15 protein-coding genes are annotated in these 14956 nt (G+C 71.3%); 8 read left to right on the top strand and 7 right to left on the bottom strand.

Annotated features, from left to right (window positions below; genetic code table 11):
- Positions 1-2 precede the first annotated feature (2 nt).
- Positions 3-626 carry a TetR/AcrR family transcriptional regulator gene (locus AC0699_RS27870; RefSeq protein ID WP_478665427.1) on the top strand — a complete coding sequence of 208 codons (624 nt, stop codon included), beginning with the start codon at positions 3-5 and terminating at the stop codon, positions 624-626.
- Between the two features lie 145 nt (positions 627-771).
- Here AC0699_RS27870 and AC0699_RS27865 read toward each other — a convergent pair whose 3' ends face one another.
- Complete coding sequence (locus AC0699_RS27865; protein WP_478665426.1) at positions 772-2805, bottom strand: thioredoxin domain-containing protein; 2034 nt, start codon at positions 2803-2805, stop codon at positions 772-774.
- Between the two features lie 44 nt (positions 2806-2849).
- Positions 2850-3473 (bottom strand): hypothetical protein, encoded by a 624-nt coding sequence (locus AC0699_RS27860; RefSeq protein WP_478665424.1) that lies wholly within the window; start codon positions 3471-3473, stop codon positions 2850-2852.
- 169 nt (positions 3474-3642) lie between these two features.
- Here AC0699_RS27860 and AC0699_RS27855 point away from each other — a divergent pair, with 169 nt between their 5' ends.
- Complete coding sequence (locus AC0699_RS27855) at positions 3643-6861, top strand: tetratricopeptide repeat protein (RefSeq protein WP_478665422.1); 3219 nt, start codon at positions 3643-3645, stop codon at positions 6859-6861.
- 170 nt (positions 6862-7031) lie between these two features.
- Here the strand turns inward: AC0699_RS27855 and AC0699_RS27850 are convergent, their stop codons facing one another.
- A complete protein-coding gene (locus tag AC0699_RS27850; protein WP_478665419.1) occupies positions 7032-7268 on the bottom strand; it encodes a hypothetical protein in 237 nt (78 codons plus the stop codon).
- Positions 7261-8142: a mycothiol conjugate amidase Mca gene (mca, locus tag AC0699_RS27845; protein ID WP_478665418.1), complete on the bottom strand. Its 882-nt coding sequence runs from the start codon at positions 8140-8142 to the stop codon at positions 7261-7263. Before mca ends, AC0699_RS27850 begins: the two co-directional genes overlap by 8 nt.
- A gap of 97 nt (positions 8143-8239) precedes the next feature.
- On the opposite strand from mca, the gene AC0699_RS27840 reads away from it, so the two are divergent.
- Both AC0699_RS27840 and greA read left to right on the top strand, forming a co-directional pair.
- Complete coding sequence (locus AC0699_RS27840; RefSeq protein WP_478665416.1) at positions 8240-8656, top strand: DUF4307 domain-containing protein; 417 nt, start codon at positions 8240-8242, stop codon at positions 8654-8656.
- 169 nt (positions 8657-8825) lie between these two features.
- Positions 8826-9323 (top strand): transcription elongation factor GreA, encoded by a 498-nt coding sequence (gene greA, locus AC0699_RS27835; protein WP_453668936.1) that lies wholly within the window; start codon positions 8826-8828, stop codon positions 9321-9323.
- Between the two features lie 70 nt (positions 9324-9393).
- Here the strand turns inward: greA and AC0699_RS27830 are convergent, their stop codons facing one another.
- The 3 genes from AC0699_RS27830 to ilvA all read right to left on the bottom strand — a co-directional run bounded on the left by AC0699_RS27830 (position 9394) and on the right by ilvA (position 12799).
- A complete protein-coding gene (locus AC0699_RS27830) occupies positions 9394-10248 on the bottom strand; it encodes an ABC transporter permease (RefSeq protein ID WP_478665414.1) in 855 nt (284 codons plus the stop codon).
- Positions 10245-11279 (bottom strand): ATP-binding cassette domain-containing protein, encoded by a 1035-nt coding sequence (locus tag AC0699_RS27825; RefSeq protein WP_478665411.1) that lies wholly within the window; start codon positions 11277-11279, stop codon positions 10245-10247. Before AC0699_RS27825 ends, AC0699_RS27830 begins: the two co-directional genes overlap by 4 nt.
- 290 nt (positions 11280-11569) lie before the next feature.
- Positions 11570-12799: a threonine ammonia-lyase gene (gene ilvA / locus AC0699_RS27820; protein WP_478665409.1), complete on the bottom strand. Its 1230-nt coding sequence runs from the start codon at positions 12797-12799 to the stop codon at positions 11570-11572.
- 166 nt (positions 12800-12965) lie between these two features.
- On the opposite strand from ilvA, the gene AC0699_RS27815 reads away from it, so the two are divergent.
- From AC0699_RS27815 to AC0699_RS27800, 4 genes are read left to right on the top strand one after another with little or no spacing between them, the layout of a single operon-like run.
- Entirely contained in the window at positions 12966-13496 is a 531-nt protein-coding gene (locus AC0699_RS27815; RefSeq protein WP_478665407.1) for a MarR family winged helix-turn-helix transcriptional regulator, read from the top strand.
- A gap of 31 nt (positions 13497-13527) precedes the next feature.
- Positions 13528-14028 carry a sigma factor-like helix-turn-helix DNA-binding protein gene (locus AC0699_RS27810; RefSeq protein WP_478665404.1) on the top strand — a complete coding sequence of 167 codons (501 nt, stop codon included), beginning with the start codon at positions 13528-13530 and terminating at the stop codon, positions 14026-14028.
- The gene (locus AC0699_RS27805) at positions 14025-14279 is read left to right on the top strand and encodes a hypothetical protein (protein ID WP_478665403.1); all 255 of its coding nucleotides are present in this window, start codon (positions 14025-14027) and stop codon (positions 14277-14279) included. Before AC0699_RS27810 ends, AC0699_RS27805 begins: the two co-directional genes overlap by 4 nt.
- 53 nt (positions 14280-14332) lie before the next feature.
- On the top strand, positions 14333-14524 hold the full coding sequence (locus AC0699_RS27800; protein ID WP_478665400.1) for a DUF1059 domain-containing protein: 192 nt from the start codon (positions 14333-14335) through the stop codon (positions 14522-14524).
- Positions 14525-14956: the final 432 nt, after the last annotated feature.

Below are 14956 nucleotides of genomic sequence, written 5' to 3'. Positions count from 1 at the left end.
CCATGGCCGCCTCCGCACGTACGCCGCTCGAAGAGCACCAGCCCCCGATGGGGCTGCGCGAGCGCAAGAAGCTCAAGACCCGCCTCGCGATCCGCCGGGCCACGTACCGGCTGATCGCCGAGCAGGGCTACGAGGCGACCACGATCGAGCAGATCGCGGCGGCGGCCGAGGTCTCCCCCTCCACCGTCTTCCGCTACTTCCCCACCAAGGAAGACATCGTCCTCACCGACGAGTACGACCCGATCATGGAGCAGGTGCTGCGGGGGCGGCCGGCCGACGAGCCGCCCCTGGAGTCGCTCCGGTTCATCATCACGCACGCCGTGCGGGCCATCCAGGAGAACGACCCCGAGGAGATGTACCAGCGCACGAGGCTGCTGGTGGAGGTCCCGGCCGTCCGGGCCCGGATGACCGAGACCATGGCCGAGACCTCCCTCCTGCTGTCGCGCGTCCTCGCCGAGCGCACCGGGCGGGAGGCGGACGATCTGGAAGTACGGGTCTTCACCGCCGCCGTGATGGGCGCCCTGCGCGAGGTGACGATCTACTGGGCGGAGCGCGACCAGCGAGGTGACCTGGTCGCACTCCTGAACCGCGCCCTGGACACGCTCAAGGACGGCTTGGCCCTCTGAGGTCCCCCTTTCCGCAGGTCCGGCCGTTTCCGCAGGTCCGGCCGTCCCGGTCCGGGCTGCGGGCTCGCTGGCGCCGAGGCGCCCTGCGTGGCTGTATCGATGAATGCCGCGTTTCGGTCAGGCCACCGGACTCCCTCGAATCCACTCACGTACCAGGCGTCAACTCCCGCCTCAAAGACTCCACTTCGGTGACCGGAGCAGCGCAGACGAAGTGCCGGCAGACATACGCGGCGGGCCGCCCGTCGACCAGCGGACGGTCCGCGAGCAGCGGAAACTCCCCGCTGTCCGGCTCCCCGGCGGCGACCACCGAGCCGGGCGCCGTCCCCAGCAGCGCCGCCCGGTGCAGCTCCCGGAACCCCGGGTCACCCTGCGCCCCGACGACCGCGACCTCCCGGGGTCCGTCGAGCAGCGCCTCGGCGACCGCAAGCCCCCACCCGATGAACCTGGGCGCACGCGGACCGAGCGCCTTCACCACGCCCAACGCCTGCTCGGCGGCGGTCCGATGGGCCTCGGAACCCGTGTGCGCGGCGTACGAGACCAGGGCGCAGGCGGCCGCGGTCCAGCCGGAGGGAGTGGCGTTGTCGGTGGGGTCCTGGGGCCGCCTGATCAGCTGCTCCGCATCATGGGCGGTGTCGTACAACTGCCCTTCGGGGCCGGTGAACTGATCCAGGACGATGTCCAGCAGGAAACCCGCGAACTCCAGCCACGCGCCCTCGCCGCTCACCGACGCCAGCGCCAGGAAGCCCTCCGCGACATCCGCGTAGTCCTCCAGCACCCCGGCGTTCGCCCCGGCGTGCCCGTCCTTGGAGGTACGGCACAGCCGCGCACCGTCGTCCATGTGCAGCCGTACCAGCAGATCAGCGGCCTCCGTCGCCCGCTCGACCAGATCCGGCCGGCCGAAGTACCCGCCCACCTCGGCGAGGGCGGCGATCGCCAGTCCGTTCCACGCGGCGACGATCTTGTCGTCACGCCCGGGCCGCGCCCGCTCCTCGCGCGCGGCGAGCAGCCGCGCCCGGACGGACTCGACCTGTGCGGCGTCGGCCACACCGGCGTCCTGCGGCAGCTGGAGTACCGAGGCCCCCTCCTCGAACGTGCCCTCCTCGGTCACCCCGAAGTACCGGGCCGCGAACTCCGCGTCCTGCTCGCCCAGCACCTCGGTCAGCTGCTCGGGCGTCCAGACGTAGTAGGCCCCCTCCACATGCTTCCCGGTGCCGTCGTCACTGTCCGCGTCCAGCGCGGACGCGAAACCGCCCTCCGGTGTCCGTAGCTCCCGCACCATGAAGTCGGCGGTCTCCAGCGCGACCCGCCGGGCCAGATCACTGCCGGTGGCCCGCCACAGATGCGCGTACACCCGGCACAGCAGCGCGTTGTCGTACAGCATCTTCTCGAAGTGGGGTACCACCCACTCACGGTCCACGGAGTACCGCGCGAACCCGCCGCCGAGCTGGTCGTAGATCCCGCCCCTGGCCATCCCCTCACAGGTGTCCGTAGCCATCTGCAGCGCGCCCTCGGCGCCGGTCCTGGCCCAGTGCCGCAACAGGAATTCGAGGGCCATCGACGGCGGGAACTTCGGCGCCCCGCCGAATCCTCCGTGCATCGGGTCGTACTCCCTGGTCAGCCCGAGCAGCGCCTGCGCAAGGTCCTCCTCGCCCGGCTGCCCCTGCCCCCCGTACGCGAGCGACCGCCCCGCCAGATCCCGGACGACCTTCCCGGCGACCTCCGCGACCTCTTCGCGTCGCCCGGTCCAGGCGCCGGTGACGCCCTCCAGGACCTGCCGGAAGGACGGCATACCGTGGCGGGGGGCCGGCGGGAAGTACGTACCGAAGTAGAACGGCTCGGCGTCCGGTGTCAGGAACACGGTCATGGGCCAGCCGCCCTGCCCGGTGGCGGCCTGCACGGCCTCCATGTAGACGGCGTCGACGTCGGGGCGCTCTTCGCGGTCGACCTTGATGTTGAGGAAGTGCTCATTCAGATACGCGGCGGTGTCGTCGTCCTCGAACGACTCGTGCGCCATGACGTGGCACCAGTGACAACTTGAATAGCCGACGCTCAGCAGGACCGGTTTGTTGCACTTGCGGGCCTCCTCGAACGCCTCGGCCGACCAGGGCCACCAGTCGACCGGATTGTCGGCGTGCTGGAGCAGATACGGGGACGTCTCATGAGCCAGGCGGTTCGGCATACCTCCATCCTGCCGCAGGACCCCCTCGGTCGGGCGTCAGGCGTCTACCAGACGGTGGCCTCGAGCCTTCCCGTGCCCTGGACCGGCGCGGCGATGACGCGGAGGTAGGCGGTACGGCCGTCGCCGGTCATCAGGCAGAAGCGGTCGCCCACCTTCACTTCCGACCAGTAGGTGCCGCCGGCGCTCACTCTTCGGGCGCATTCCGCGGCCGTCGGGGCGGCACCGGAGGCGGACAACGGAGCCAAGTTGGAAGCGGAGCCCGGCACGGTCAGTTCCGCGGTACCGGTGGACGCCCCGAAAATGATGTCCGCGCTCTTGGTGGGGGCGCCCGACACGATCGGTTCGGACGAGTCCAGGTCAAGATACGACCCGGAGTTCGTCGTGTCGGCCTCCACGACAGCCGGCCCGTACTGCGCCCGAGCCGCCTCGGCGCTCTTCGTGGCGGAGGGTGCGGACTGCTCCGGGGCGCCGGCCCCCGTCGAGGGGGGCTGCACCGATGCGGCAGGTGCGCCCGCCTCTCCGCCGTCCCCCGACGAGTCCCTCTGGCTCACGAGAACGGTGACGAGGATTCCCAGCAGGGGGATGGCGATCCCGCCGACCCACCAGGCCCAGCGGGGCTGTTGGGGACCCTGAGGCGAACCCGTCGACCCGTCGGTCAGCCTGCTCATGTACTCCCCCGCCCTTCCCTCTGTTGTGTGCGAGCACGATAGCAACGGCGGCCTTCACCCCAATTCGCTTCCCCGCAAGGTGATCGGAGACCGCCCGCCCCCTCGCACCAACGTGCCGTCCGCAGCACACTTGGCCCCGGAAGCGGAAGCTCTCGGAGGGGGGGACCAAATGCGGGACAGCCATCGGGCGGAAGCCGAGCGGCTGTTGGTACGTGCCGTCGAGGAGGAGGTGCGCCGCTCCGGTGGGCGCAGTGACTCCGCGTCGTTGCTGGCGCGCGGCCGGGCGGCGCTGGACGGGCTGGCGGCGAGTGCGGACGAGGAGTACGCGGCGTACCTCCACGCGGTGGAGGAGGCCGAGGCCGGCAGGCTGTCGCTGGGCGAGCGGTTCAGCCGTCAGAACGTGTCGACTCCGGTGCTGGTCACGGCCGTTGCGGCGGCCGCCGCGATCGGTGCGGACATGGCGCTGGGGACGGCCACGGGCACGGCGCTCGGCGCCGGGGCGGTGGTCGCGGTGGCCGGGGCCGCCGCGACGGTGGCCAAGGTGACCGCGGCGCACTGGCCGGCGGCGCACCGCAGGGCCGGGGCTCTCGGTCAGCCGGGCGGGCCCGAGCAGCTGCGGCTGCAGTGGCTGACGGCGCTGGAGGTACGGGGCATCCGGCCGTTCCTGGACCAGCAGCGGATGCTGACGGCCTCCACGGCGCGTCCCGCGAAGAAGACCGCGGCGGGGCCGCCGCTGCGCGGCGCGGACCGCAGCCAGGCGGCGCGCCGCCGTAGTGTGCTGGAGCAGTCGTTCGGACATCTTCCGGAGCCCGCGGGGCCGTTCGCGGGCCGCCGGGAGGCGATGACGCAGATCGCCCAGTGGGTGCATGCGGCGCGTGCCTCGACGGAGACGAAGCCGACGGTGGTGGTGCTGCACGGCGCGCCGGGGTCGGGGCGTACGACGCTGGCGGTGCGGGCCGCGCACCATCTGAAGGACCAGTTCCGGGGCGCGTGCCTGGTGGATCTGCGCGGCGGTTCCGCCGACGAGCAGCCGCTGCCCACCCGGGACGCGCTGCTGCACCTGCTGAACCGGCTGGGCGCGCCCCGTGAGCAGTTGCTGTTCCGGGAGCGGTCGTCGGCGGAGCAGCAGGTGCGGCGGCTGAGCGAGCTGTACCACCAGCATCTGACCGGGCTGCCGGTCACCGTCGTCCTCGACGACGCGAGCGACGCCGGGCAGGTACGGACCCTGATCCCGGAGCGCTCGGACAGCCTGGTGCTGGTGACCGCGCGCGAGCCGCTGGAGCTGCCGGAGGACATTCCGGCCTGGGTGCACCGGCTGCCGGTGGACGCGCTGGACGCGGCGGGCGCGGAGGAGCTGCTCGCGGCGGCCGCGGAGGAGTCGCTGGAAGGCCCGTACGACTCACAGTCGGCGGACGGGATAAGGGAGTTGTGCGGCGGGCTGCCGCTGGCGCTGCGGATCGCGGGCTCCTCGCTGGGGTCCAGGACCCCTGAGCGGCTGGCCGCGGACCTCGGTGCGTACGGCCCGGTCGGTCCGGTCGAGCGGGCGCTGTGGCTGCGTTACACGGACCAGCCGGAGCAGGCGCGCCGGCTGCTGCGCCGGCTGGCGCTCGCGGGGCGGGCGTCGCTGGGCGCGGCCGCGGCGGCGGCATTGCTGGCGACCGACGAGACGGAGGCGCTGCAGTTGCTGTCCGCGCTGTCCCGGGCGGGGCTGCTGGACCATGTGCGCGGTGAGCGCTACCGGTTGCACGATGCCGTACGGGCCTTCGCGCTGGCGCGGCTGCTCGACGAGGAGCAGCAGGCCGAGCGCACGGCCGCGCAGGAACGGCTGATCATCGGATACGCGGAGCTCGCCGACTCGGTGATCCGGCTCGTCGACGGGAAGACGTCGACGCGCGCCGATCAGTTCGGCGGTCACGGCTTCGCCTCGCTGGAGGCGGCGCTGCGCTGGCTGGACGACGAGTCGAGCTTCATCACGGCGGCGCTGCGCCACGCGGAGGGCGTCGACCAGCAGGCCGTGCTGAATCTGCTGGGCGCGCTGTGCGACTACTGCCTGCTGCGCGGCGACCTCTACCGCCTGGGCGAGATCAACGACCTGACCCAGGCCGTCGACCAGGGTCTGCTGGTCCGCTCGGTCCAGTGGCGCACCGGCATCGCCGCACGCCAGCTCGGCGAGCTGGACAAGGCCCGTACGACCCTGTCGTCGGTGGTGGACCTTTACCGCGAGGCGCAGCACGACGCGGGCGCGGCCCGTGCCCTGTGTTCCCTCGGCATCACACTGCACCACCAGGGCAATCTCACGGAGGCCGCGGCGAAGCTGCGCGAGGCGATCGAGCTGCAGTCGTCCGAGGTGCTCGCGGCGGACCGGGCCTGGACCCTGCACGCCCTGGCCGCCGTCGAGCGGGACCGGGCGAATCTCGCGCAGGCGCTCACGCTGCTCTCCACCGCGCTCGGGCTGCACCGCAAGGGCGAGTCCCTGCACGGCGAGGCCTGGACGCACTTCCAGCTGGGCCAGGTGTGCCTGCGCATGGGCGATGTGCCGCGTGCCGAGTCGGAGCTGCGCGAGGCCCTCGATCTGTACGGCCGCACCCGGGACGAGCGCGGTGAGGCGTGGGCACTGACCCAGCTGGCCCGGGCCCGGCTGGTGGACGGTGACCCGTCGCCCGCGGTGGACCAGCTCCGTCAGGCGCTGTCCCGGCACCGGGACAACGAGGACGCGCGCGGCGAGGCGTGGACGCTGTACTACCTGGGCCAGGCGCTGGAGGAGCGCGGCGACCACGACCAGGCGGTGCGTGAACTGGAGCGGGCCCGCACGATGTTCTCCCGGATGCGGGACGTGTACGGACTCGCCTGCGCCCGCCACCACTCGGGCCGCGCCACCCGTGACCAGCGCGCCGCGCAGACGGGCAACCTCCTCAACTCCGGTTTCGCCCGCCAGCTCCTGGTCGACGCCCGCGCCGACTTCCGCCGCATCGGTGTGGCTCACGGCGAGGCCTGGACCTGCCTGGAGCTGGCGATCGTGGACGCCGGGAACAACCGTCCCGCCCAGGCTCTGGAGCTCTGCGACGAAGCGGCCGCGCTCTTCGCCTCGTACGAGGACAGCCGCGGCGGCGACTGGGCCCGCTTCCTGCGCTGCACCCTGCTCCCGTACGCCTCGGCGGGCGGTGTCGAGATCGGCACGGTCGTGGCCCAGGAGGAGCTGGCCCGGCTGCGCGAGGAGTCCCATGCGACGCGCGACGGGAGGCTGGAGGACTGCATGGAGGCCTTCGCCCTGGTGCTGGAGCGGGGCGTCCGCCTGGAGGACGGCTGGCAGGCGTGGCAGCTGGGGATGGTGCCGGGCCGGCACGCGCGGGAGGTGATGGGGGTACCCGTGGGCCCCGCGCGGGAGTGATCCGCCGGGGCGCGGGCGGCGCCGGCGCTGGTGGGCACACGCTGGACACGCGTGTGGGCACCAGCCCCGGCGCACGGCCGCGAGTTCTCGCGGTGCCGCTTCGCGCTACTCGCGCCGGCTACTCGCCCTGGCCACTCGCGTCGGCTACTCGCTCCGGCTACTCGCTCCGGCTACTCGCGCTGAGCGTCCTTGACGGCCGTGGCAGCGCCGGCCTCCGGCGCCTCCTCGAAGTTCACCTTGCCCATGTGGCGGTTCATCGACTTCATCAGCATCCACACCCCGACGGCCATGACGGCGAAGACGATGAACCCGAGGACGCCCGGGGTCACCTTGTTCTCGTCGAGCTCCTTGGCGAGCGGGACGAGGTGCGACATTGCGAGGTTTGCGCTAGCGCTCATGTCAGTCATTGTCGCGGACGCCCGCGAAGAGGTCGTCCTCGGGGAGGGAAGTGTCGACCAGGGACCTGGCGAGCTCGTACTCCTCGGTCGGCCAGACCTCCTTCTGGATCTCCATCGGCACGCGGAACCAGCCGCCGTCCGGGTCGATCTGGGTCGCGTGGGCGATCAGGGCCTTGTCGCGGGTCTCGAAGAAGTCGGCGCACGGAACATGCGTGGTCAGGGTCCGCTCGACGCGCTGGAACTCCTTCCAGCGCTCCAGCCACTCGCCGTACGGGGATTCCAAGCCGCGGGCGAGCAGCGCCTCGTGGAGGGCCACGGTGCGCGGGCGGTTGAAGCCCTGGTTGTAGTAGAGCTTCAGGGGCTGCCAGGCCGGGCCGAACTCGGACTCCGGGTACTTCTCGGCGTCGGCCGCGCCCTCGAAGGCCACCATCGAGATCTTGTGGGTCATGATGTGGTCCGGGTGCGGGTACCCGCCGTTCTCGTCGTACGTCGTGACGACCTGGGGGCGGAAGGAGCGGATCTGCCGCACCAGCTCGCCCGCCGCCTTGTCGACGTCCTCCAGGGCGAAGCAGCCCTCCGGGAGCGGGGGAAGCGGGTCGCCCTCGGGGAGGCCGGAGTCGACGAAGCCGAGCCACTCCTGCTTCACGCCCAGGATCTCCCGGGCCTCGTCCATCTCTTTGCGGCGTACCTCGTGGATGTTCTCCTCGATGTATTTGTCGCCCTGGAGCTTCGGGTTGAGGATGGAGCCGCGCTCGCCCCCCGTGCAGGTCACGACCAGCACGTCCACCCCCTCGGACACATACTTGGCCATCGTGGCCGCGCCCTTGCTCGACTCGTCGTCGGGGTGGGCGTGAACGGCCATCAGTCGCAGCTGATCAGTCAAGACTCGATCCTCAGTCATTTGTCGCTCGGGACAGCTTCTATAGTGACGGAATCGGGGGACCGAAAATTCCGGGATCCCGGACTGTGAGAGGACGATCATGACCGCGGCACGCGAGGGACTTCCCCGTGACCGTTACGGCCGCTCGGCGGACGAACGCGCGGACCGCAAGCTCAAGATCGTCGGCGCGGTGCTCGGCGTGGGCCTGCTCGGCATGATCGGCTGGTTCGGCTACGACTACGTCACCGGACAGCGGATCAGCGCCGAGGTCATCAAGTTCGACGTCTCCGCGGACGACGAGGTCCAGGTCCATCTCGAGGTGCGCAAGGACGAGGACGCCCAGGGCTACTGCACGCTGCGGTCGCGCGCGGAGGACGGCAGCGAGGTCGGCCGGCGGGACGTACGTTTCGACGCGCGCGAGAGCCGTGTCGACGAGGTCGTCACGGTGCGTACGACGGCGAAAGCGACCAGTGCCGAGCTGGTGGGCTGCACCGCGGACAGCGGGCCGAAGGGCTGATGTTTTCCCCGCCCCATCAGGCCTGACCTGCATTGACGCATTTTTAAGGGCTTTTGGTCCTCCCCCTTTCCCGCACCAATTGTTAGGCTCGTGGTTTCGCCCACTCGTGAAGGCACATCCTTCTGGGTAGGGCGATGCTTTGTATCCCCAGTACCTACGAGGAGCACCTGTGACCCAGACCAGCGAGAACGTCACCTGGCTCACCCAGGAGGCGTACAACCAGCTCAAGGCCGAGCTGGAGTACCTGTCTGGTCCCGCGCGTGTCGAGATCGCCAAGAAGATCGAGGCAGCCCGCGAGGAGGGCGACCTGCGGGAGAACGGCGGGTACCACGCGGCCAAGGAGGAGCAGGGCAAGCAGGAGCTCCGTGTGCGCCAGCTGACCCAGCTCCTGGAGAAGGCGAAGGTCGGCGAGGCCCCGGCGGACAACGGCATGGTGGCCCCCGGCATGGTCGTGACCGTCGCCTTCGACGGCGACGAGAGCGACACCGAGACCTTCCTGCTCGCCTCCCGCGAGTACGCGTCGGAGGACATCTCGACGTACTCGCCGCAGTCCCCGCTCGGCGCGGGCGTCAACGGCAAGAAGGTCGGCGAGGAGGCCGAGTACGAGCTGCCGAACGGCAAGACGGCCATGGTCAAGATCATTGAGGCCAAGCCCTACCAGGGCTGACCGCCCTCAGCGGCCGTACGCGGAAGGCCCCCGGCACCGATGGTGCCGGGGGCCTTGCGTCACTGACGGATCAGACCGTCGCCGAGCGGTACTTGCGCACCGCCAGCGTGCGGAACACGGCCACGATCAGGATCGAGTAGATGATCGACGCCCATACCGGGTGCTGCATGGGCCAGGCGTCGGATGTCGAGACGCCCGGGTTGCCGAACAGCTCACGGCACGCCTGCACCGTCGCGCTGAACGGATTCCACTCGGCGATGGTCTGCAGCCAGGAGGGCAGCTTGCTGGAGTCCACGAAGGCGTTCGAGATGAACGTGACGGGGAACAGCCAGATCAGACCGCCGGAGGTGGCGGCCTCCGGAGTACGGACCGACAGACCGATCAGTGCTCCGATCCAGGAGAACGCGTACCCGAGCAGAAGCAGCAGGGCGAACGCTCCGAGCGCCTTGAGGACGCCTTCGTGGACCCGCCAGCCGACGAGCAGCGCGACGATCGCGAGCACCACGACCGTCAGCGCCGTCTGGACGAGATCCGCGAGCGTACGCCCGGTGAGGACGGCGCCGCGCGCCATGGGCAGCGACCGGAAGCGGTCGATGAGCCCCTTGTGCATGTCGTCGGCGATGCCTGCGCCCGCACCGGCCGTGGCGAAGGTGACGGTCTGGGCGAAGATGCCCGCCATCAGGAACTCGCGGTAGACGGAAGGAGACGTGGAGGCGCCGATCTGCATGGAGCCGCCGAAGACGTAGCTGAACAGCACCACGAACATGATCGGCTGGATCATCCCGAAAATGATCATTTCGGGGATCCGCGTCATCCGGATCAGATTGCGCTTGGCGACGACGAGCGAGTCGTTGACCGACTGCGTGATGCCGCCGCGCGGGCGGGGGGCCGCGACACGGTCCGCCGGTTCCTGGACGGTGGTCACTTCACGGCCTCCTTCCTGGCCTTGCGGTCCTTCGCCGGCCGGGCCGCCGGGACCTCGCCGTTCTCCTCTGCGGCCTGCTCGGCGACGTGACCGGTCAGCGACAGGAACACGTCGTCGAGGGTGGGGCGGCGCAGGCCGATGTCGTCGATCTCGATCCCGCGGGTGTCCAGTTCACGGATGACCTCGGCGAGCAGCTTGGCGCCACCCGCGACCGGGACGGTGAGCTTGCGGGTGTGCTCCTCGACGGCGACCCCACCGGCTTCCGTACCGTCCGTGCCGAAGCGCTGGAGGACGTCACGGGCCGGGGCGATCTCCTCGGGGCGGTGGACGACGACCTCGACGCGCTCCCCGCCGGTGCGGGCCTTGAGCTGGTCCGACGTACCGCGGGCGATGACCTTGCCGTGGTCGACGACGCAGATGTCGTCGGCGAGGTGGTCGGCCTCTTCGAGGTACTGGGTGGTCAGCAGCAGTGTCGTACCGCCGCCGACGAGTTCCTTGATGACCTCCCACAGCGCCTGGCGGTTCCGCGGGTCGAGGCCGGTGGTGGGCTCGTCCATGAACATCACGGGCGGCGAGACGACCAGCGCCGCGGCGAGGTCGAGGCGGCGCCGCATCCCGCCGGAGTAGGTCTTGGCGGGGCGGTCCGCGGCCTCGGCGAGGCTGAACCGCTCCAGCAGCTCGCCCGCCCTGGTCTTCGCCGCGGCGGCGCTCATCTGGTAGAGCCGGCCGACCATCTGCAGGTTCTCGCGGCCGGTCAGATACTCGTCGACGGCGGCGAACTGACCGGAGAGGCCGACGGACCGGCGGACTTCGTTGGGGTGCTTGAGGACGTCGATACCCGCGACGACCGCCTTGCCGCTGTCGGGCTGCAGCAGGGTGGTCAGGACGCGCACGGCGGTCGTCTTGCCCGCGCCGTTCGGGCCGAGCATTCCGAGGACCGTGCCCTCGGGGACATCGAGATCAACGCCGTCCAGAGCCCTTACCTCGCCGAAGGTCTTCACCAGACCTTCGGCGTAAATGGCGCCTGGCATGTGGGTACTCCCAGTGGCAGAGGGTCGGTTGCTTCCTGCATCGGGCCGCTCACGTACTGCTCAACGTGCTGCTCACGTACCGCTCACGTGCTGTTTACGCACTGCTTATTCCGCGCGATTGCTACGCAAGCTTAGATTTCGCCATGTGTTGGCGCAGGCGAATTTCCATGACCCGCCAACCGTAACGCGATACATCGCGATACACAAGAGGAACGACCCGGTCGACCGACGAGCCGGCCCGGCGAGAGCCCGTGATCGTGTCCCCGTGGCGAGAGCCGGTCGCCGGCGAGTCAGCCGATGACGCGATACCCCGCGTCCCGCAGCGCCGTACCGACCTCCGTGCAGTGCTCGGGCCCCTTCGTCTCCAGGTGGAGCTCCACCTCGACCTCCGTGAGGCCCAGCCGCGGATCGGTCCGTACATGCCCGACGTCCAGCACGTTGGCATCGACCACCGACAGCACCCCGAGCAGCGTCGCCAGCGCCCCCGGCCGGTCGGGGAGCCGCAGCCGCAGCGACAGGTAGCGGCCGGCCGCGGCCATACCGTGCCGCAGGATCCGCTGCATCAGGAGCGGGTCCACATTGCCGCCCGACAGCACCGCGACGACCGGCCCCTGGAACGCGCGAGGGTCGCTCAGCAGTGCCGCGACCGGGCTCGCCCCGGCCGGCTCGACGACCAGCTTCGCCCGCTCCAGGCAGAGCAGCAGCGCCGAGGAGAGGGCGTCCTCGGAGACCGTACGCACTTCGTCCACCAGCTCCTCGACGATCGCGTACGGCACATCGCCGGGGCAGCCCACCCTGATGCCGTCCGCCATCGTCGTCGGCGCCTCGATCGACACCGGCCGGCCCGCCGCAAGCGAAGGCGGATACGCCGCCGCGCCCTCCGCCTGCACCCCGATCACCTTCACATCGGGGCGCAGCGCCTTCACCGCGACCGCGATGCCCGCCGCGAGCCCGCCGCCACCGATACCGACGACGATCGTCCGTACCTCCGGGCACTGCTCGAGGATCTCCAGGCCGACCGTGCCCTGCCCGGCGATGATGTCCGGATGGTCGAAGGGGTGGATGAAGACCGCGCCGGTCTCGTGCGCGTACTCCTGCGCGGCCGCCAGGGTCTCGTCGACGACATGGCCGTGCAGCCGCACATCGGCGCCGTAGTCCCGGGTCGCCGCGACCTTCGGCAGCGGCGCCCCCACCGGCATGAACACCGTCGAGCGCACCCCGAGCAGTGCGGACGCCAGTGCGACTCCCTGCGCGTGATTGCCCGCCGACGCCGCGACGACCCCCGCCGCGCGCTCCTCGGGCCGCAGCCCCGAGATACGTACGTACGCACCGCGCAGCTTGAACGACCCCGTCCGCTGAAGGTTCTCGCACTTGAGGTGGACAGGGGCTCCCACCAGGCCGGACAGATACCGGCTGCCCTCCATAGGGGTCAGCCTGGCCACCCCGGAGAGCATCTTCTGCGCACCGCGGACGTCGTCCAGGATGAGCGGGTGAAAGGGGCCTGGCGTACGGAAGCTCATGACAGCAAGTCTCGCAGCTCAGCGGCCTGACAGCGGCCCCGGTCACAGAGGGGTCCACGGGATTTCGCAGGGCAGGTACGGACCCGCCCCGGTCCGCGTACTCTGTCCCCCACCAACCGACCACCGCACGAGAGAGCCCCTCGCAGCCATGCCCACATCTCAGGACATGACGACCACTGCGCCTGACTCCCGGGGCTCGGCCCCCGAACCTCAGGGAGCCCCCGGTCTCCTCGATGCCCTGCAGCACCAGGTCGCCGTATTCGCACGCCGTGCCGAGCAGACCCGGCTCGGCGGGGTCGGCCAGGTGCGCAACTCCATGGACCGCGCCGCCTATCTCCTGCTCAACCGGCTCGATCAGGAAGGCCCGATGGGCGTCAAGGCCCTCGCCGCCGGAATGGGCATCGACTCATCGACCGTCACCCGCCAGGTCGCGCCGCTCGTCGACACCGGGCTGGTCAAGCGCACCTCGCACCCCGAGGACGGGCGCGCGGTCGTCCTCCAGCTCTCGCCGCGCGGCCAGGCCCGCCTGGACGAGGTCCGCTCCTCGCGGCGCGAGCTGATGGCCCAGGTGACCGACGGCTGGACCGAGGACGAGCGGGAGTCGTTCTGCACCCTGCTCACCCGGTTCAACTCGGCGCTCTCCGCGCGCCAGGCCGGGCTGCCGGCCGTCGAAACGGAGACGTCCCCAGCCTCTTGACCCGGGGCGCCGCCTGCCTTGATATGAGGACGTGCGAGAAACGCGGCAGACGGCACTCGCCGGCCGCCGCGCCCGGGAGTTCGAGGCATTCGTCGCGGGCGCGGCCGGCCGGCTGCTGCATGCCGCGACCCTGCTCACGGCCGAGCCCCACGGGCACAATCCGCACGCGCAGCGGCTGCTGGTCGCGGCGCTGGCGCACACATACGCGGAGTGGGACAGGCTGCGCGGCGAGGACCCGTACGACCGCACCCGCCAGGAACTCGCCGCCCGCTTCGCCCGGACGGCCTGGCGCCACCACCAGCGGACCTGGAACGAGGGCGCGGACGTCGGCGTGCTGGCCCGGCTCAGTCCGCAGGAACGGCTGATCGTGGTGCTGCGGCTGTACGAGGGCGTCGCCGAGGAGCAGACCGCGGCGCTGCTCGGGCTGCCGGTCGAGCGGGTCCGGGCGATCTGCGAACGCGCCGTCTCCACACTGCGCAGCACCCGCCCGCCGCGCCTGCGGGCACCCGTCTGGACGGCGGGCCCCTCATGAGCCGCCGCCGCAACGTCAAGGAGGAGGAGGTCCGGCGCCTGCTGGACATCCCCCACCCGCTGGTCCCCTCCGACCTGTACATCCGCGCGACCACCCGCGGCACCCGGCTGCTGCGCCGCCGCCGCACCCTGCACCGCGTGGGCTGGCTGCTGCTGCTCGCCGCCGCCGTCGCGTTCGCGGTGTGGGCGGCGGTCGTCGAGCCGTGGACCGTTCCTCCGTCGACGACGACGCCAGAGATCGAGGGCTGGTGAGCCCGGTTCTATCCTGGGAGAAGCGGCGCAACGCACCAGCACAGGAGGTCGTCATGACCAGAAAAGTTGCCGACTGCCGCAAGTTCCCGAGCGAGACGAACTGCACCCTCACCATCGCGGGTGAGGAGGAGGAAGTCCTCCGGGCCGCGACCGAGCACGCGGTCTCCGTCCATGGCCACGAGGACAGCGCGGAACTGCGCGAACAGATCAGCAACATGCTGGAGGACGAGAAGGTCGGCACCTGACCGGGGGCAGGGGACCTGCCGCCTGACCGGGGGCACGGGACCTGAGCGGAAACACCCGGCCGCGCGGACGGCGCCCGGCGTAACGAATCCCAACGGGCGGCCTGAGCTTGGGCGGAACGGGACCTGGGCGAAACAGACCCGACCGGGCCGGGACCCGGCGGAACGGATCCGAACGGGCGGGGCCCGGACCTTGGCGGAACGGGATCCGAGCGTGACCGGGCCTGGCCGCGCGCCGGACCGGGGCGGAGCGAGGCCCGGGGGCGAGCTGCCGGACCCGGCGGAACGGAGCCCGGGCGAGGTCGAGCTGTACCGGGCCCGGGCGAGGTCGAGCTGTACCGGGGGGGGGGGGGGGGGGGGGGGGGGGGGGGGGGGGGGGGGGGGGGGGGGGGGGGGGGGGGGGGGGGGGGGGGGGGGGGGGGGGGGGGGGGGGGG

This window comes from Streptomyces sp. NPDC043870 (genome assembly GCF_056435785.1).
Note: the sequence above shows the minus strand (reverse complement) of the source record. Positions and strands in the feature narration are given on the sequence as shown.